At 71.2% G+C, this 15969-nt stretch carries 20 protein-coding genes and 1 pseudogene; 9 read left to right on the top strand and 12 right to left on the bottom strand.

Translation table 11 applies throughout. The features are described from left to right. A pseudogene (locus ACO1X9_RS06510) lies at nt 1-124 on the top strand (IS481 family transposase); the annotation flags it as partial. A gap of 32 nt (nt 125-156) precedes the next feature. Here the strand turns inward: ACO1X9_RS06510 and ACO1X9_RS06515 are convergent. The 6 genes from ACO1X9_RS06515 to ACO1X9_RS06540 all read right to left on the bottom strand — a co-directional run bounded on the left by ACO1X9_RS06515 (nt 157) and on the right by ACO1X9_RS06540 (nt 6268). Next, nucleotides 157-1548 carry a PrsW family intramembrane metalloprotease gene (locus ACO1X9_RS06515; protein WP_486350005.1) on the bottom strand — a complete coding sequence of 464 codons (1392 nt, stop codon included), beginning with the start codon at nt 1546-1548 and terminating at the stop codon, nt 157-159. Between the two features lie 20 nt (nt 1549-1568). Beyond that, complete coding sequence (locus ACO1X9_RS06520; protein WP_486350006.1) at nt 1569-2336, bottom strand: hypothetical protein; 768 nt, start codon at nt 2334-2336, stop codon at nt 1569-1571. Next, nucleotides 2333-3589, bottom strand: coding sequence for an MFS transporter (locus ACO1X9_RS06525; protein ID WP_486350007.1), 1257 nt, complete (start codon nt 3587-3589; stop codon nt 2333-2335). The genes ACO1X9_RS06520 and ACO1X9_RS06525 overlap by 4 nt, the downstream gene beginning before the upstream one ends. Next, nucleotides 3586-4116 carry a hypothetical protein gene (locus ACO1X9_RS06530; protein ID WP_486350008.1) on the bottom strand — a complete coding sequence of 177 codons (531 nt, stop codon included), beginning with the start codon at nt 4114-4116 and terminating at the stop codon, nt 3586-3588. The genes ACO1X9_RS06525 and ACO1X9_RS06530 overlap by 4 nt, the downstream gene beginning before the upstream one ends. Nucleotides 4117-4156: 40 nt before the next feature. After that, nucleotides 4157-4720 (bottom strand): hypothetical protein, encoded by a 564-nt coding sequence (locus tag ACO1X9_RS06535; RefSeq protein ID WP_486350009.1) that lies wholly within the window; start codon nt 4718-4720, stop codon nt 4157-4159. 159 nt (nt 4721-4879) lie between these two features. Then, nucleotides 4880-6268 (bottom strand): FAD-binding oxidoreductase, encoded by a 1389-nt coding sequence (locus ACO1X9_RS06540; RefSeq protein WP_486350010.1) that lies wholly within the window; start codon nt 6266-6268, stop codon nt 4880-4882. Nucleotides 6269-6345: 77 nt separating this feature from the next. Between ACO1X9_RS06540 and ACO1X9_RS06545 the strand changes: the two genes are divergently transcribed. Beyond that, nucleotides 6346-7752 (top strand): AlkA N-terminal domain-containing protein, encoded by a 1407-nt coding sequence (locus ACO1X9_RS06545; protein WP_486350011.1) that lies wholly within the window; start codon nt 6346-6348, stop codon nt 7750-7752. An 11-nt stretch (nt 7753-7763) separates the two neighbouring features. Continuing rightward, the gene (locus ACO1X9_RS06550; protein WP_486350012.1) at nt 7764-8522 is read left to right on the top strand and encodes a glycosyltransferase family 2 protein; all 759 of its coding nucleotides are present in this window, start codon (nt 7764-7766) and stop codon (nt 8520-8522) included. A gap of 6 nt (nt 8523-8528) precedes the next feature. Here ACO1X9_RS06550 and ACO1X9_RS06555 read toward each other — a convergent pair whose 3' ends face one another. From ACO1X9_RS06555 to ACO1X9_RS06565, 3 genes are read right to left on the bottom strand one after another with little or no spacing between them, the layout of a single operon-like run. Beyond that, nucleotides 8529-9431, bottom strand: a complete 903-nt coding sequence (locus ACO1X9_RS06555; protein WP_486350013.1) for an alpha/beta fold hydrolase — start codon at nt 9429-9431, stop codon at nt 8529-8531. A 47-nt stretch (nt 9432-9478) separates the two neighbouring features. Then, nucleotides 9479-9952: an SRPBCC family protein gene (locus ACO1X9_RS06560; protein WP_486350014.1), complete on the bottom strand. Its 474-nt coding sequence runs from the start codon at nt 9950-9952 to the stop codon at nt 9479-9481. Continuing rightward, nucleotides 9952-10086, bottom strand: coding sequence for a hypothetical protein (locus tag ACO1X9_RS06565; RefSeq protein ID WP_486350015.1), 135 nt, complete (start codon nt 10084-10086; stop codon nt 9952-9954). Before ACO1X9_RS06565 ends, ACO1X9_RS06560 begins: the two co-directional genes overlap by 1 nt. Before the next feature lie 87 nt (nt 10087-10173). Here ACO1X9_RS06565 and ACO1X9_RS06570 point away from each other — a divergent pair, with 87 nt between their 5' ends. Further along, entirely contained in the window at nt 10174-10674 is a 501-nt protein-coding gene (locus ACO1X9_RS06570) for a DUF6328 family protein (protein WP_486350016.1), read from the top strand. Further along, the gene (locus ACO1X9_RS06575; RefSeq protein WP_486350017.1) at nt 10671-11612 is read left to right on the top strand and encodes a YihY/virulence factor BrkB family protein; all 942 of its coding nucleotides are present in this window, start codon (nt 10671-10673) and stop codon (nt 11610-11612) included. The genes ACO1X9_RS06570 and ACO1X9_RS06575 overlap by 4 nt, the downstream gene beginning before the upstream one ends. A gap of 40 nt (nt 11613-11652) precedes the next feature. On the opposite strand, the gene ACO1X9_RS06580 is transcribed toward ACO1X9_RS06575, so the two are convergent. Beyond that, a complete protein-coding gene (locus tag ACO1X9_RS06580; protein WP_486350018.1) occupies nt 11653-11979 on the bottom strand; it encodes a DUF7882 family protein in 327 nt (108 codons plus the stop codon). Between the two features lie 105 nt (nt 11980-12084). Between ACO1X9_RS06580 and ACO1X9_RS06585 the strand changes: the two genes are divergently transcribed. The 4 genes from ACO1X9_RS06585 (at nt 12085) to ACO1X9_RS06600 (ending at nt 14690) form a co-directional block, all read left to right on the top strand. Beyond that, nucleotides 12085-12969 (top strand): SDR family oxidoreductase, encoded by an 885-nt coding sequence (locus ACO1X9_RS06585; protein ID WP_486350019.1) that lies wholly within the window; start codon nt 12085-12087, stop codon nt 12967-12969. Continuing rightward, nucleotides 12970-13236 carry a DUF7218 family protein gene (locus tag ACO1X9_RS06590; protein ID WP_486350020.1) on the top strand — a complete coding sequence of 89 codons (267 nt, stop codon included), beginning with the start codon at nt 12970-12972 and terminating at the stop codon, nt 13234-13236. Nucleotides 13237-13348: 112 nt separating this feature from the next. Continuing rightward, entirely contained in the window at nt 13349-13942 is a 594-nt protein-coding gene (locus ACO1X9_RS06595) for a molybdopterin-dependent oxidoreductase (protein ID WP_486350021.1), read from the top strand. Between the two features lie 13 nt (nt 13943-13955). After that, nucleotides 13956-14690, top strand: a complete 735-nt coding sequence (locus ACO1X9_RS06600; RefSeq protein ID WP_486350022.1) for an FAD-binding oxidoreductase — start codon at nt 13956-13958, stop codon at nt 14688-14690. Nucleotides 14691-14785: 95 nt separating this feature from the next. Here the strand turns inward: ACO1X9_RS06600 and ACO1X9_RS06605 are convergent, their stop codons facing one another. Then, entirely contained in the window at nt 14786-15082 is a 297-nt protein-coding gene (locus ACO1X9_RS06605; protein ID WP_486350023.1) for a hypothetical protein, read from the bottom strand. Next, the gene (gene ku / locus ACO1X9_RS06610) at nt 15079-15963 is read right to left on the bottom strand and encodes a non-homologous end joining protein Ku (protein WP_486350024.1); all 885 of its coding nucleotides are present in this window, start codon (nt 15961-15963) and stop codon (nt 15079-15081) included. The genes ACO1X9_RS06605 and ku overlap by 4 nt, the downstream gene beginning before the upstream one ends. Nucleotides 15964-15969 lie beyond the last annotated feature (6 nt).

The raw sequence follows: 15969 nt of genomic DNA on the forward strand, positions 1-15969 counted from the left end.
GCAGCCCTTCACCTCGAACACGGCTCGAGCCGACGCCCTTGACCCGTTCCTCGAGCACTACAACACTCGACGCATCCACACCGCCCACGGGCAAACCCCAGCCAGCCGCGTGTCACCAACGTGACGGCTCAGTACAGCTAGCCGCCCGGCCGGCCGTCAGCTCACGGGCGCCGTGGGCGTCGCGGGCGGAGCCGGAGGTGTCGCCGTCGGGGCGGCGGCGCGCACCACGGGGGTGGCGGCCGCCAGGCGGCTGCGCGACTCGGTCACCTGCGCGAGCAGCAGCGCCTCGTCCTGCTGCGACCCGATGCGGTCGCGCCCCGACACGATGCGGTTGCGCGTGAACGCGAGGTGCGTCGCATCCTTGATGTACTCCTTCATGACGGCCTTCATGCCCCGCTGACGCGCCCAGGCGAGCGCCTGACGGCGGCCGGCGGCGGTGCCGAGCGTGTTGACCTCCGACTGGTTGAACCAGCCCGCGGCCGCGTACTCGCCGAGCCGCAGCTGCGTCATCTTCGCCTCACGTCGGCGCAGCAGCACCACGATCAGCACCGCGATGGCGAACAGCGGCACCTGCACGACCAGGTAGTACGCGTAGAAGTCGTAGATGAAGAACAGGATGCCGTTCCAGAACATGTGCAGGAAGATCGCCGGGATCACCCCGATGAGGAAGAAGCCGATGCCGCCGAGCGCGGTTCCCTTGCGTGCCGCGAGCCCGATGAAGAAGCCGGTGAACGCCGTGAACATGACGTGGGCGAACGGGGAGAGCAGACCGCGGATGAAGAAGATCTCGGCGACCGAGCGGTCGAGGCCGCCCGACTCGTTGATCTGCAGGGCGAAGTACTGGATGTTCTCGGTGAACGCGAACCCGCCGCCGATGAGCGCGGCGTAGACGATGCCGTCGACCGGGCCGTCGAAGTAGCGACGCGCGAACAGGTAGATGAGCAGCAGGCCGAAGCCCTTCGCGAACTCCTCGACGATCGGGGCCTGCACGGCGACCTGCAGCAGGATCGAGTAGTTCTCGCCGATCCCGGCCGCCGCGTAGAGCATCGACAGTCCGTAGTCGAAGGTGACGGCGACACCGATCGACGCGCCGGCGCCCCAGAGCACGCCGAGCAGCTGCAGCAGCCGCGGCTCGGGCTCCCAGCGGTCGATCCAGCGCACACCGAGCAGCACGATGACGAGCGGGACGAGGGCGAGGATGCCGCCGATGAAGGTGAGCCCGCCCCCGAGGAAGTAGAGGAAGTAGCCCGCGATCGCGAGCACCGAGATGATCACGATGACCGAGGCGACGATGAGGGTCCACCGCAGTCCGGGACGCCAACGCGGGTCGAGGTCGAAGATGTCCTGCGGCGTCGCCTGGGTCGCCGCCCTCACCTCGGCGGGCGCCTCCTGAGGAAGTTGCACGGTCGTGGTCGATGCCACGTGGGCCGAGACCGTCGGGGTCGCCTGCGAGGCGCTGGCCCCCGCCGCGGCGATGTCGCCCGGGGTCGTCGGGACGGTCCCGGGGTTCTCGGGGGTCTCGGTGTTCTCGGGGGTCGCCTGCGCCATGCCTGACAATCTATCGAGGATCAGCGCTGCTTCTCGCGCAGGATCGCGAGCGCCCGGGTGACCCGATCCCGGAGCCCGGGAACGCTGCCCCGCTGCGGGATGCGCGCGCGCTCGAGCATCGCCACCACCTCGACCCGCTGCGCCTCGAGCACCTCCTCGAGGCGTTCGCGACGCACGGCGGCCGCGCGCAGGGCGACGACGAACGCGACGACGTGCACCGCGGCGGCGGCGATCGCCGGCACGAGCAGCGCGGGGACGTCGACCACGGCGAGCACGGCCGCCGCCGACACGACGAGCAGGCCGACGACGCGGAGCACGAGGGCGGCTCGGGGGCGACGCGTGCGGAGGCGGTCGGCACGTTCGAGGCGCAGCTCGAAGCCCGCGAGCTCGTCGGCGTCGACGGTGAAGGTGGAGCGGTCGCGCAGGTCGCGGCGCAGGCGGGCGTAGGTGGGGCGTTCCCGCCGCAGCACGGCGAGCACGCCGACGCAGCCGACGCCGAAGGCCGCAAGGGTCGTGAGCAGCAGCACGAGCGTGCCGGGACCCCAGGCGAGACGCGCCGCCCGATCGACACCGTAGGCGACGAGCACGGCGAGCACGGCGGTGAGGGCGATCGTCCAGAACAGCTCGCGTCCGCGACGCCGGGTGAGGGCATCCGGCTCGTCGCTGTCGCGCACCGTCGCGGCGTCGACGAGCGCGCCCACCGCGTCGCTCACCTGGAGCACGACGACGGCGATCCCGGCGACGAGGAGTCCGACCAGGAGGCTGTCGTTCGGCAGCGCGTCGATCATGCGGGGAGCTCCTGTCTGCGGCGGGTGATCCCGACGCTCACGACGGCGGCGACGATGCAGAGTCCGGCGGCTCCGAACCACGCCCAGGTGTACTCGCCGGCGGTGTCGCGCAGCACGCCGGCGGCGATCGCGGCGATCGAGGCGCCGACCTGGTGGGCCGCGAAGACCCACCCGTAGACGACGGCGCCGTCCTTGCCGAAGAGCTCGCGGCACAGTGCCGCGGTCGGCGGCACCGTCGCGACCCAGTCGAGGCCGTAGATCACGACGAAGAGGATGATCGGCGGCTGCACCGTCGCCGACAGCAGGAACGGCAGCAGCAGCAGCGAGACGCCGCGTCCGGCGTAGTAGATCGCGAGCAGGATGCGCGGATTCACCCGGTCGGTGAGCCAGCCGGAGGCGATCGTGCCGACGACGTCGAAGATGCCCACGACGGCGAGCAGCCCGGCGGCGGCGACCTCGAGCATCCCGTGGTCGTGGGCGGCGGGGATGAAGTGCGTGCCGATGAGTCCGTTCGTCGTCGCCCCGCAGATCGCGAACCCCGCGGCGAGCGCCCAGAACGTGCGCACCTTCGCGGCGCGGCGCAGCACCTGCAGCGCGCGCAGAGCCGGGTTGACGTCGCTCCGCTCGGGGAACGTCGGCACGGCGTCGGCCGGGGCACCGTAGGGGGTGATGTTCAGCTCCGCCGGCGAGTTGCGCAGGAAGATCGCGACGACGGGCACGACCGCGAGTGCGATGCCCGCGATGAGCAGCGACGCGAGGCGCCACGAGGTGTCGGCCGCGAGGGCGGCGACGATCGGCAGGAAGATGAGCTGCCCCGTCGCGCTCCCCGCGGTCAGGAGACCGATGACGAGCCCCCGGTTCCGCACGAACCAGCGGTCGGCGATGATCGCGGCGAAGACGAGCGCCATCGACCCCGTGCCCAGGCCGATGAGCACGCCCCAGGTGAGCAGCAGCATCCAGCTGTCGGTGACGAAGATGCTGAGCGCGGAGCCCGCCGCGATCGCGAGCAGCGCGACGCTCGTCACGCGTCGCACACCGAAGCGCTCCATGAGAGCGGCCGCGAAGGGCGCGGTCAGACCGTAGAGCAGGATGTTGACGCTCACCGCGATCGAGAGCTCGGAGCGCGTCCAGCCGAACTCGTCCTCGAGCGGCACGATGAGGGCGCTCGGCGCGCTGCGGAACCCGGCGGCACCGAGCAGCGCGAGGAACGCGACTCCGGCGACGATCCACGCGGGGTGGATCCGGCGGGTCATCCCTGACTCGGGGCGGCGGGGTCAGCTGCGACGGGGTCGAGTTGCGCGATCAGCGAGAAGACGCACACGGCGAACATGAGTCCGGCGTAGCCGGCGAGCACGACCCGCGTCGACGGCTTGAAGGTCGCCTCGACGCGCGCGAGGAGGTCGGCAGGCACCCGGCTCGGGTCGGCGCCGACGGCGCGGCCCCACTCGAGCAGGAGCGCCTCGGCCTCGGTGACCTGCGGCGCGTCGGGGTCGTCGCCGCCGTCGCGCAGCTCGCCCTCGAAGAACGCCGTCGGGAACGGGGCGGGGACGGCGCGCGACAGGGCGAGCGAGAACAGGGTGACGGCGCGCTCGCCCACGAGCGGCTCGAGCTCCTCTTTGACGTCGAACCAGCGGGCGTACGACTCGAACACCGTGACGTTGCCGAGCAGCGCGTAGTCGAGGGCCGATAGCGGCCCGGGATGCTCGTCCTGGAACCTGTTCGCCGCGCTCACGGCGTCGGAGGAGAGCTCGTCGCGCGACGGCACGGGGAGGAAACCCATGGCGTCAGCCTAGGACGCGACCCGGCCGTCGCGCGCGGGGTCAGGCGGCCAATCGCCCCTCGGTGGCAGGAAGCAGCGGGACCTCGTCGAAGACACCCGCACGGATCGCCTGGAACACCTCGACCGCGGCCTGCGCGAGACGGCCGTGACTGCCCAAGCCCCGCCGCCGCGCCATCCGGTCGTCCTGAATGGCGACCTGCGCCGTCTGCGCCGTGTCGCCGTCTCTCGCCGGATCGACGACGCGGGCGCCGAGCGAGCGCGCCCACGCGGCGGTCATCTCGGCCACGAGCGGGTCGTGCGACTCGATGCGCACCTGCTCGCCGCGGCTGAAGGGCCGCGTGCGCACGAGGGCGCGGGCGATGAGTCCGGCACCGAGGTAGGAGACGACCTTCTCGTCGCTGACCCAGCTGGGCACGCCGAGGACGTCGTCCTGGTCGATGAGGATGAGCTCGTCGAGCTGCTGTCCGCTGTCGCGCCAGGCGACGCGGTCGCGCGGCGCGAAGCCGTTCGTGTCGGGCCCGACGGCGTCCACGACGCCGACGATGAAGCCGCGTCCGCGCCGCGTCGGGCGCAGGCGGAGCCGTCCGACCGTAGGCCGCGGCACGAGGTTCGGACGGGGACGGGAGTCGATCAGGTCAGTACGCATACACCCGGGTCAACGTGCAGGGCGCGGAGGCTATTCCCGACGCACTCCCAGACTCAGGGTTTTGTCGAGTTAGTTGCACATTGCCCCGTTCTCCGGAAGCAATGTGCACTTAAGCGGTCAGAAGACCTTGCCCGGATTGAGGATTCCGAGCGGGTCGAAGACGTGCTTGAGCTGCTTCTGCAGAGCGAAGGAGTCGTCACCGAGCTCGTCGCGCAGCCAGCGCTTCTTGAGGATGCCGACCCCGTGCTCGCCCGTGAGGGTGCCGCCCAGCCGGAGGCAGTCGAGGAACAGCTCGTCCGCGGCAGCCCACACGTGGTCGGGCACATCGACATGCCCGTCGACCACGTCGGCGGAGAACACGAAGTTGGGGTGCAGGTTGCCGTCGCCGGCGTGCGCGACGGTCGGGATCTCGATCCCGTACTTCGCCGAGATGCGCTCGATCGCGGCGAACATCGCAGGCAGCGCGCTGCGCGGCACGGCGACATCCTCGATGAGCACGGTGCCGAGCGCCTCCTGCGCGGGATGGAAGGCGCGGCGGATGTCGAACAGCCGCTCCCCCTCGGCGGTGTCGGCCGTCGCCTCGACGACGCCGCCGAGCGACCGCATGACGGCGGCGAGGGCTTCTGCCTCGGCCTCCGCCGCGACGCCGTCGGTGCGCGCCAGCACGATCGCGCCCGGACCGAGATCGATCCCGAGGTGGGCGGCGATGTTGCGCACGGCGAGCGGGTCGAGCAGCTCCATGATCGCCGGCTTGATGCCGCTCGCGGTCACGACGCTCGACGCGCGCGCGGCCTGCTCGACGGAGTCGAACCGGGCTTTGACCGTGACGATCGTGCCGCGCGGGATCGGCAGAAGTCTCAGCGTCGCCTCGACGATGACCCCGAGGGTGCCTTCGGAGCCGACCATGAGCGCCGTGAGGTCGTAGCCGGTGACGCCCTTCACGGTGCGGTGCCCGAGTTCGAGCAGCCGGCCGTCGGCGAGCACGACCTTGAGGCCGAGCACCGCCTCGCGCGTGACCCCGTATTTCACGCAGAGCAGACCGCCGGCGTTCGTCGCGATGTTGCCGCCGATGGTGGCGATGCGGCGACTCGCGGGGTCGGGCGCCCACCACAGTCCGCGGGGAGCGAGCTCGTCGTTGAGGTCGGCGTTGAGCACACCCGGCTCGACGACCGCGAGCTCGTCGTCGACGGACACTTCGAGCACACGGGTCATGCGACGCGTGGAGAGCACGAGTTCGCCCTCCCCCGCGATCGCGCCGCCCGCGAGGCCCGTGCCCGCGCCGCGAGGGACCACCGGGATGCGGTGCTCGCTCGCGAACCGGAGCGTGGCCTGCACATCCGCGATCGTCAGCGCTTCGACGACCGCGAGCGGCGCGGTGGCCGAGACGTGACCCGACTTGTCGGCTCGAGCGTCGTGGAGAGCCTCGGGATCGGTGCGGACGATGTCGCCGAGCTCGGCTCGCAGCGCCGCGATCGGGACCGCCGGTCGGGTGGCCTCGGTGGTCATGCTCCGAGAATACGCCGCGAGCGCTGATGTCCGATTCCCGCTGACCGCGGTCGGTCGCGCGTGCGACGCTTACGCTCATGGACGAGTTCGAGCGACGCTACGCCGCGCTCGCCTCGCGCGACGCTCGGTTCGACGGGCAGTTCATCGCGGGCGTGCACACGACGGGGATCTACTGTCGCCCGAGCTGCCCCGCGGTCACCCCGAAACGCTCGAGCGTCTCGTTCTACCGCACCGCCGCGGCGGCCCACGAGGCGGGGCTGCGTGCGTGCAAACGGTGCCAGCCGGATGCCGTGCCCGGGTCGCCCGACTGGAACATGCGCGACGACCTCGCGTCGCGCGCGATGCGCCTCGTGCACGACGGCGTCGTCGAGCGCGAGGGCGTCCCCGGACTCGCCGCCCGCCTCGGCTACACGACCCGCCACGTCAGCCGGGTGCTGCGCGACGAGCTCGGTGCGGGTCCGCTCGCCCTCGCCCGAGCCCACCGCGCGCAGACCGCTCGTACTCTGCTCGCCGCCACCGACCTCCCGGTCACCGACATCGCGTTCGCGGCGGGATTCGGCAGCTTGCGGCAGTTCAACGACACGATCGCCGCGGTCTACCGCTCGACGCCGACCGAGCTGCGCGCCCTCGCCCGGCGCGGCACCCCCGTCCGCGACGTCGGCGGCGCCCTCGCTCTCCGCCTCCCGGCGCGGACGCCGTTCGACGCGACGGGACTGTTCCGCTTCTTCGCCGACCACGGCATCCGGGGGTTCGAGGAGGGCGACGACACCCGCTTCGCCCGTCCGCTCACCCTGCCCGGGGGCTCCGCGACGATCGAGGTCTCCCCCGACGGCGCGGGCGTGCTGCTCACGGCGAAGCTCACGTCGCTCGCCGACCTGCCCGTTTTGACGGCGCGCGTCCGGCGGATGTTCGACCTCGACGCCGACTCCGTCGCGATCGACGGGCACCTGGCCCGCGACCCCGACCTCGCCCCGCTCGTCGCCGCCGTGCCGGGCATCCGGATCGCGGGCAGCGCCGACCCCGAGGAGGCGCTGTTCCGCACGCTCGTCGGGCAGCAGATCTCGGTCGCCGCGGCACGCACCGTGCTCGGACGTATCGTCGAGCACTTCGGGCACTTCCCGACCGCCGTCGAGCCCGCTGAGCGGGGCGACGAGGTGCTGCGCGGGCCCGTCTCGCGCGTCACCGCGATCCGCCGGGTCGCGGAGGTCGTCGCCGCCGGCGAGCTGCCGATGGATGCCGCCACCCCGGTCGTCGAGCTGCGGGCCCGACTCCTCGCCCTCCCCGGCGTGGGGTCGTGGACGGCCGACTACCTCGCGATGCGTGCGCTCGGGCATCCCGACGCGTTCCCGGCGACCGACCTCGTGCTCGTGCAGTCGGCGCGGGCCCACGGCATCGTCCCCTCGCCACGGGCCGCCTGGGCGCCGTGGCGCTCGTACGCCGCGCTGCACCTGTGGAGGGCGCGCCCGGCCCGCGCCGCAGAGTAGCCTGACCGACGATGTTCGTCTCCGTCGTGATCCCGGCTCGCAACGATGCGGCGATGCTCGAGCGGTGCCTCGCGTCGCTCGCGGCGCAGCACCGCCCGGCCGACGAGATCGTCGTCGTCGACAACGGTTCGACCGACGACACCCGCGCCGTCGCCGAGGCGGGCGGGGCGCGCGTGGTGTGGGAGCCGATCGCCGGCATCCCGCGCGCATCCGCAGCCGGCTTCGACGCCGCCCGGGGGGATCTCATCCTGCGCATCGACGCGGACACCGTCTGCCCGCCCGAGTGGCTCGCGGGCGCCGAGAAGATCTTCGAGCGGAATCCCGAGGTCTCGCTCGTCTCGGGCGGGGCGGAGTTCTACGACGCCGGGCCGCTCAAGAACCGGCTCGGGCAGGCCTGGTGGATCGGCGGCCTCTACTGGTCGATGACGCTCTACCTCGGGCATCCGCCGATCTTCGGCTCCAACTTCGCGATGCGTCGCGAGGTGTGGGAGGAGCTCGGACCGGAGGTGCACCGTGAGCGCACCGACATCCACGACGACCTCGACCTGAGCTTGCATATCGCACCGTGGATGACGGTGCGCTACGAGCGGGAATGGGTGGTCGGCATCTCGGCGCGGCCGTTCGACACCTGGTCGGGGTTCACCCGTCGGCTGTCGTGGATCCTCCCGACCCTGGGAGCGCACTGGCCCGAGGGCTCGCCGTGGGCACGGCGCGCAGCGCGACGGCGGTTCGCCGCCGAGAGGGACGCCGAACGCGAGGCTCTCGCCTAGGGGTGCTCAGCTCGCCGACTCGGCGAGCGCGATCATGTCGCGGGACAACTGGTGCGGCGCCGTCTCGCACGGGCTGGGCCCCGTCGGGTAGACGACGAGCCGCGCCCCGATCCGCTCCGCGAACGCCGCATGGAGCCGCGTCGGCCACAGGTCGTGCGAGCCGACCGCGACGAGCTTCGGGACGGGCGAGGCGGCGACGACGGCGCGCAGGTCGGGTGTGCGCTTCATGAGCCGGATGATGTCGACGTGAGCCCGCGCACTCGTGAGCGCGAAACGGGCGCGCACGAACTCGAGCCGCAGCGGCGGCACGTGGTTCTTGTTGGTGACGATCCCCCAGCGCATGAGGGCCGCGCCGATCCGGGCGGTCGTCACGAAGCTCAGCGGCCCGAGCCCGCCGCGCACCCCCGCGAACGCGTTGCCCGGAGTCGGGGGCGTGGCGAGGAGGGTCAGGCTGCGCACGAGCTCGGGACGCCGCGCGAGCACGAGCTGCGCGATCGTGCCGGCGAACGAGTAGCCGAGCAGATGCGCCGGCGAGCCCCCCTCGAGGAACGCGATCAGGTCGTTCGTGAAGAGCTCGAAGTCGTACCGGCGTCCCGGCGGCGGACCCGCCTGCCCCGACTCGTACTGCCCCGCGAGGTCGAGCGTCTGCACGAAGAACCCGGCGTCGGCGAGCACGGGCAGCATGAGGACGAAATCCTCTTTCGACCCCGTCACCCCGGGGACGAGCACGATGCGTGGATGCCGTGGGTCACCGAGCGACACGACGGCGAGCTCACCGCTCGGGGCGGCGAACCGGGAGGTGACGGAACCCGGGGCGGGCACCGTCCAGTCGCGGTCGTCGAGAGCTCGATCGAGACGCTCAGCCTCGTCGGCGGGCTCCCCCGAGACCTCCTGATGATGATCGAACACCCCGCCAGGATAGTGACGGGGTGTTCGACGGTGCAGACCTACGGGGTCTACCGCCCGGTGGCGTCGGGTGCACGGTCGACGTCGCCGCGCCAGGCACCCGACTCGGCGCCCTGCGCCTCGATGATCTCCTTGAACTTCCGCAGGTCGCGAGCGATCTGCATGTCGTCGATCTGCAGCACTGCCCCGGCCTTCTCGACGAAGCCCTCCGGTTCCCAGTCCATCTGCAGCGTGACGCGCGTCTGGGCGTCGGCCAGACGGTGGAAGGTGACCACGCCGGCGTGCTGCGGTCCCTCCGTGGAGCGCCACGCGATCCGCTCGTCCGGGTGCTGCTCGGTGATCTCGGCGTCGAACTCGCGCTCGACGCCGCCGATGCTGACCGTCCAGTGCAGGTGCTCGTCGTCCTTCTGCGTGATCGACTCGACCCCGCTCATGAACTCCGGGAAGTCCTCGAACTGGGTCCACTGGTTGTAGACCGCGCTCACCGGCACGTCCACGTCGATGCTCTGCTGGATGCTGCTCATTACTCGTTCTCCTCGTTCTGGTCGCCGTGCGCCGGAACCTCGGTGTTCGCCGGGTCCTGTGTCGGCACATCCTCGGTCGCGATGTTGTCGGCGGTCATGTCGGTCGGCCCGTCCCGCGGCACGTCGTGTCCCATGCGTCCACTTCACGCGACCCCTAGCGCCCACGGGAGCGGCTTGACAATCCCCGTGAGCGGTGTAGAAGCGCGCCTACGATCAGGGACATGGCGCAGCAGCCCACCTCCCCCACCGGCGAGACCCCCGAGTCGCCCTTGGGCGAGACCGAAGAAGAGCGCGTGTCGCGCAACTGGGACGAGATCCTCCAAGAGCTGCGCGTGACGCAGACGGGAACGCAGATCCTCCTGGCGTTCCTCCTGACCCTCCCCTTCCAGGCGCGTTTCGGCGACCTCGACGGCGGGCAGATCGGCATCTACCTCGCGCTCGTCTGCGCGGCCGCCGCCTCGACGATCCTCGCGATCACACCGGTCGCTCTGCACCGCGCGCTGTTCCGCCGGGGCGCGAAGCCGGCCCTCGTGTTCACGGCGAACCTGCTCATGCGTCTCGCCCTCGCCGCACTCGGGCTCGCGCTCAGCGGCGCCGTCTTCCTGATCTTCGACGTGGTGCTCGGGCACACCATCTCCCTCGTCGTCGGCGGCACCACGCTCGCCGTCACCGCGGCCATGTGGGCCGTCCTGCCCGCGTTCCTGCGGAAGCGTCGCGAGTGAGCGCCCCGACACCGTGGCGCCTCGCGGTGCGACGGGCATGGCACGGCTTCGTGCGACACCGTGGGATCGACTCCGCAGCAGCGCTCACGTTCTTCGCCATCCTCGCGTCGTTCCCCCTGACCCTCGGGGTCGTCTCGGTCTTCGCGATCTTCGACGACCGCGACCGTGCCGTCGAAGACCTCGTCGCCGTGCTCGACATCGTGCTGCCGGATCAGGCCGCGCACGACCTCGAAGGGCCGCTGCGCGAACTGCTCAGCCTCAACAACCCCTACCTCGCACTCGCGTTCTCGATCGCGGTCGGGCTCTGGACCCTGTCCGGATACGCGACGGCGTTCGGTCGGGCGGTCAACACCGTCTACGAGGTCGAGGAGGGTCGCCCCATCTGGGCGTTCCGCGGGCGGATGCTCGGGGTCGCGGCGCTCGTCGGAGCCGTCGGCGCGGTCGGGATCACCCTCCTGCTGGGACCGCGCGAACCGCTCGCCTGGGACATCCTGCGGTGGCTGCTCATCGTCGCCTGTCTGTTCCTCGCGATCGCCCTGCTCTACGCGTTCACACCCAACGTGCGGCGGCCACATCGGCGCTGGGTGACCGTCGGCTCGCTCGTCGCGATCGGAGTGTGGACGGTCGCGAGCGGAGGCGTCGCACTCTACGCCGGGCTCGTCGACCACGGCGCGGTGTACGGGTCCCTCGGCGGGGCGATCGTGGCCCTGCTCTGGATCTACGCGACACAGGCGGCTCTCGTGATCGGTGCCGAGCTCGACGCGGAGTTCACGCGGCTCAAGCAGATCGCCGACGGGGCGGATGCCGCCGAACGGGTGCGGCTGCCGAAGCGCGACGCGCGCCGCATCCGCACGATCACCCACCAGCGGATGGCCGACGTCGCCGACTCCCGGGCGCTGCAGGACGAGACGAGCGCCGAGAAGACGACCTCCGACTGACTCGGTGGTCGAGTAGCGCCCTCGGGCGCGTGTCGAGACCCTACGGCTGTGTCGCGATCGGCGTCGCGAGCGACGGCTCGTCGCCGAGCATGAGCCCGCCGTTGGAGTTGGCGCCCATCGTCATCGCCTCGAGCCACTCGCGGCGCAACTCGATCGGCTTGCTGCCGTAGTACTTGAAGAACAGCGGGACGTTCGGCCCGATCCAGGCCGCGCTGCGCCCGTCGCCGACGGCGGGGTCGTCGCGCCACTGGAGGAAGAAGCCCTCGCCGCGACGGAGCTTCGTCGCGACGACCGCCTGCAGGTGGGCCATGGCGCGGTCGTCGAGCTCGATCTCGGTCTTCATGTTCCCGTAGAGGATCTTGCCCACGTCGGCCTCCCAGCGTCCGGTCCATTATCGCCCGGACTCGCTAGCTCGGGGCACCACGTTCGGCAACCCCGTGACTGTGCTACGGGTTCGGCGTAGACCGGAGGCATGACGACGAGCGACCGCGACCCCACGACCCGGTACCCGAACGACGACTTCCCCCGGCAGGAGCAGGAGCAGCCCGGACTGACGAGCGCGACCGAACCGACGCCCGACCACGGCGAGAAGACCTACGTGGGCACCGGGAAGCTCGACGGGATGCGCGCCCTCATCACGGGCGGCGATTCCGGCATCGGGCGGGCCGTGGCGATCGCGTTCGCCCGCGAGGGGGCCGACGTCGCGATCTCCTACCTCCCCGAGGAGGAGGACGACGCCGCCGACACCGCGCGTTGGATCGAGGAGGCGGGTCGCACGGCGCTTCTGCTGCCCGGCGACGTGCGTGACGAGCAACAGTGCGACGAGCTCATCGAGCGCGTCGTCGGCGACCTGGGCGGACTCGACATCCTCGTGCTCAACGCCGCGTATCAGAAGAACCGCGACGACGGGCTCGAGAACATCCCGTCGGAGGAGATCGCGCGGGTGTTCGAGACCAACCTGTTCGCGCCGATGTGGACCGCCCGGGCGGCGATCCCGCACCTGAAGGCGGGGTCGTCGATCATCACGACGTCGTCGATCCAGGCGTTCAACCCGGCGCCCGAGCTCATCGACTACGCGATGACGAAGGCGGCGCAGGTGGCGTTCACGAAGGCCCTCGCCCAGCAGCTCGGGCCGAAGGGCGTGCGCGTGAACGCCGTCGCGCCAGGTCCGATCTGGACGCCGCTCATCCCGGCGACGTCGTGGCCCGACAAGGTCGAGACCTTCGGGCAGGACACCCCGCTCGGGCGCGCCGGGCAGCCTGCCGAACTCGCTCACGCCTACGTCTTCCTCGCGTCCCCGGAGAACTCGTACGTGTCCGGGGCGATCGTGCCCGTGACGGGCGGAAAGGGGCTCTAGATGCCGAACGACAGGATGAACTCGATCAAGGACCCCGAGCTCTACGAGGAGCTGCGGAAGGACGGCAACTCGAAGGAGAAGTCGGCGCGCATCGCCAACGCCGCCGCCGCGCGCGGCCGCTCCGCCGTCGGCCGCACAGGCGGGAAGTCGGGCGACTACGACGACTGGACCGTGCCCGACCTCCGCACGCGCGCGAAGGAACTCGGGATATCGGGCTACTCGGGCAAGCGGAAGTCGGAGCTCATCTCGATGCTCCGCGACCACTGACCCTCCACCCCCTTCACTTGGCTCCAGCCAAGCGCGGTTGGACCCAGCCGGAAGTGGGTCCTTTTGCACATGGCTGGAGCCAACCGGAATGACGGGCGAGTAGCGTGAGCGCATGTCGTTCATCACGCGCGGCTTCACCGGCGCGGGGCGCGAGCGCGACCCCCGCCTGCCTCCCGGGCAGTCCCTCGTCGCGGATTGGCCCGTGCTGTCCGCCGGTCCCACGCCCGAGCTCGACACGGCCGACTGGTCGTTCAGCATCCGCACCGAGACGGGGCAGCTCCACCAGTGGACCTGGGACGAGCTTCTCGCCCTCGGCGTCGACGACATCACCGTCGACATCCACTGCGTCACCCACTGGACGAAACTCGACATGCCCTGGCGGGGGGTGAGCCTCGACAAGGTGTTCGAGAACGTCGAGACGAGTGCCGACTACGTCATGGCGCACAGCTACGGCGGCTACACGACCAACGTCGCCCTCGACGAGCTGCTCGACGGGCAGGCGTGGATCGCGACCGAGGCCGACGGCGAGCCGCTCGATCCCGAGCACGGCGGACCGGCGCGGCTGCTCGTGCCCGCACTGTACTTCTGGAAGAGCGCCAAATGGCTGCGCGGCCTCGTCATGATGAACGACGACGAGCCCGGATTCTGGGAGCAGAACGGGTACCACATGCACGGCGACCCCTGGACCGAGGAGAGGTATTGGTAGGGGGCACAGCCTGGTGACACGCATCCGGCCGCAGTGGCTCGCCGCCACCGTCGCCGAGGTGCTGCCGGAGACCGCGACCGCCCGCCGCATCCTGCTCGACGTGCCGGGCTGGCCGGGCAACGACGCCGGATCGCACCTCGACATCCGCCTCACCGCGCCCGACGGCTACCAGGCGAGCCGCTCGTACTCGATCGCCTCCTACGGCCCCGGCGAGCGCGTCGTGCTCGGCATCGACGAGATCCCCGCGGGCGAGGTGTCGCCGTTCCTCACGCGGGAACTGCGGCCGGGCGACCAGCTCGAGGTGCACGGCCCGCTGGGCGCCTACTTCGTGTGGCGCCCGCAGGGTTTCGGGGCGACGACCGGCCCCGTGCAGCTCATCGGCGGCGGCTCCGGCATCGTGCCGCTCATCGCGATCGCGCAGGCCGCGACCGACGCGGGGCGCGCGGGCGACTTCCGGATGCTGTCGAGCGTCCGACGTGCGGCCGACCAGTTCTTCGCGCCCGAGCTCGCCGCCTTCGCCGCCGCCGGGCTGCCCGTCGAGACGGTCTACACACGGGAGTCCCCCGACGGGTCGCCGACCGGACGCCTCACCCGCGAGCGGTTGCTCGCGCACATGCCCGACATCGGATCGCTCGAGCGCACCTACGTGTGCGGCCCGACGCCGTTCGTCGAGGCCGTCGCCGACTGGCTCGTCGAGCTCGGCCACCAGCCCGGCACCATCCGCACCGAGCGGTTCGGCGGCGCGTAGGAACCCTCGCGGGTTGAGTGCCCGGCGCAGCCGGGTGTATCGAAACCGCTGATCGTCGTACCGGGGTTTCGATACACCGCGCGGCGCCGCGGCACTCAACCCGCGGGAGTGTCGGCGTCGTAGTCCTGCAGGAAGAAGCCGTCGGGCGTCGCGGCGACCTGGCAGGAGATCGCGACCTCGACGTCGCCGAGCGTGAGAGTCGCGGTGTACTCGTAGACGCGCTCCTCCCCTTCGACCTGGCCGCCCTGCCACTCGGTCGCCGACGCGTCCGCGGACGACGCGAGGTCGGCATCCATCTGCTGGGCGCACAGCGCGAGCGGGTCGCCCGACGGAGAGCAGCCGGTGAGCGCGAGCAGCAGCCCGCCCGCGGCGAGCGCGGCGACGGCTCTCACGACGCCTTCTTCTTGGCGGCCGGCTTCTTGGCGGCGGGCTTCTTCGCGGGGGCCTTCTGGGTCGACGAGGTGCCGCCCGAACCCTTCTCGGAATCCCCGGAGCCGCGCTTCGACTCCACCGAGCGACGCAGCGCCTCCATCAGGTCGAGCACCTCGCCGCCCTCCTCGGTCTCGCGCCCGAAGGTCGCCTCGGTGTCATAGGCGTCACCGGCATCGAGCTTCGCCTCGATGAGGGTCTTCAGCTGCTCCTGGTAGTCGTCGGTGAACTTCTCGGGCGTGAAGTCGCTCGCGAACGAGTCGACGAGGGCGCGGCCCATCTTGAGCTCGTCGGCGGAGATGCGCGGCGTCTCGTCGAGCTCGGGGAATCGGGCCTCGCGCACCTCGTCCTCCCAGAGCAGCGACTGGAGCACGAGGATGTCGTCGCGCACCCGCAACACGGCGAGGCGGGTCTTCTGGCGCAGGGCGAACTTCACGATCGCGGTGCGGTCGGAGTCTTCGAGAGTGCGTCGCAGCAGCACGTACGCCTTGTTCGACTTCGAGTCGGGCGAGAGGAAGTACGCCTTGCCGAGCATGATCGGGTCGATCTGGTCGGTCGGCACGAACTCGACGACGTCGATGTCTTTGCTGCGCTCGACCGGAAGGGCGGCGAAGTCGTCGTCGGTGAGGATGACGGTCTGGTCGCCGTCGACGTACGCCTTCGCGATCTCCTCGTACGGCACCTCCTTGCCGTCGATCTCGCACACGCGCTTGTAGCGGATGCGCCCGCCGTCCTTCTCGTGCACCTGGTGCAGGGCGGCGTCGTGGTCTTCGGTCGCGGAGTAGAGCTTCACGGGCACGTTGACGAGCCCGAAGCTGAGCGAGCCCTTCCAGATGGAGCGCATGGACCC

This window comes from Pseudolysinimonas sp. (assembly GCF_057350545.1).

Excerpts from the sequence above, each read along its gene's own strand:
- ACO1X9_RS06515 (WP_486350005.1), bottom strand. The coding sequence starts at position 1,548 with ATGGCGCAGGCGACCCCCGAGAACACCGAGACCCCCGAGAACCCCGGG.
- ACO1X9_RS06520 (WP_486350006.1), bottom strand. The coding sequence starts at position 2,336 with ATGATCGACGCGCTGCCGAACGACAGCCTCCTGGTCGGACTCCTCGTC.
- ACO1X9_RS06525 (WP_486350007.1), bottom strand. The coding sequence starts at position 3,589 with ATGACCCGCCGGATCCACCCCGCGTGGATCGTCGCCGGAGTCGCGTTC.
- ACO1X9_RS06530 (WP_486350008.1), bottom strand. The coding sequence starts at position 4,116 with ATGGGTTTCCTCCCCGTGCCGTCGCGCGACGAGCTCTCCTCCGACGCC.
- ACO1X9_RS06540 (WP_486350010.1), bottom strand. The coding sequence starts at position 6,268 with ATGACCACCGAGGCCACCCGACCGGCGGTCCCGATCGCGGCGCTGCGA.
- ACO1X9_RS06545 (WP_486350011.1), top strand. The coding sequence starts at position 6,346 with ATGGACGAGTTCGAGCGACGCTACGCCGCGCTCGCCTCGCGCGACGCT.
- ACO1X9_RS06550 (WP_486350012.1), top strand. The coding sequence starts at position 7,764 with ATGTTCGTCTCCGTCGTGATCCCGGCTCGCAACGATGCGGCGATGCTC.
- ACO1X9_RS06560 (WP_486350014.1), bottom strand. The coding sequence starts at position 9,952 with ATGAGCAGCATCCAGCAGAGCATCGACGTGGACGTGCCGGTGAGCGCG.
- ACO1X9_RS06565 (WP_486350015.1), bottom strand. The coding sequence starts at position 10,086 with ATGGGACACGACGTGCCGCGGGACGGGCCGACCGACATGACCGCCGAC.
- ACO1X9_RS06570 (WP_486350016.1), top strand. The coding sequence starts at position 10,174 with ATGGCGCAGCAGCCCACCTCCCCCACCGGCGAGACCCCCGAGTCGCCC.
- ACO1X9_RS06585 (WP_486350019.1), top strand. The coding sequence starts at position 12,085 with ATGACGACGAGCGACCGCGACCCCACGACCCGGTACCCGAACGACGAC.
- ACO1X9_RS06590 (WP_486350020.1), top strand. The coding sequence starts at position 12,970 with ATGCCGAACGACAGGATGAACTCGATCAAGGACCCCGAGCTCTACGAG.
- ACO1X9_RS06595 (WP_486350021.1), top strand. The coding sequence starts at position 13,349 with ATGTCGTTCATCACGCGCGGCTTCACCGGCGCGGGGCGCGAGCGCGAC.
- ku (WP_486350024.1), bottom strand. The coding sequence starts at position 15,963 with ATGCGCTCCATCTGGAAGGGCTCGCTCAGCTTCGGGCTCGTCAACGTG.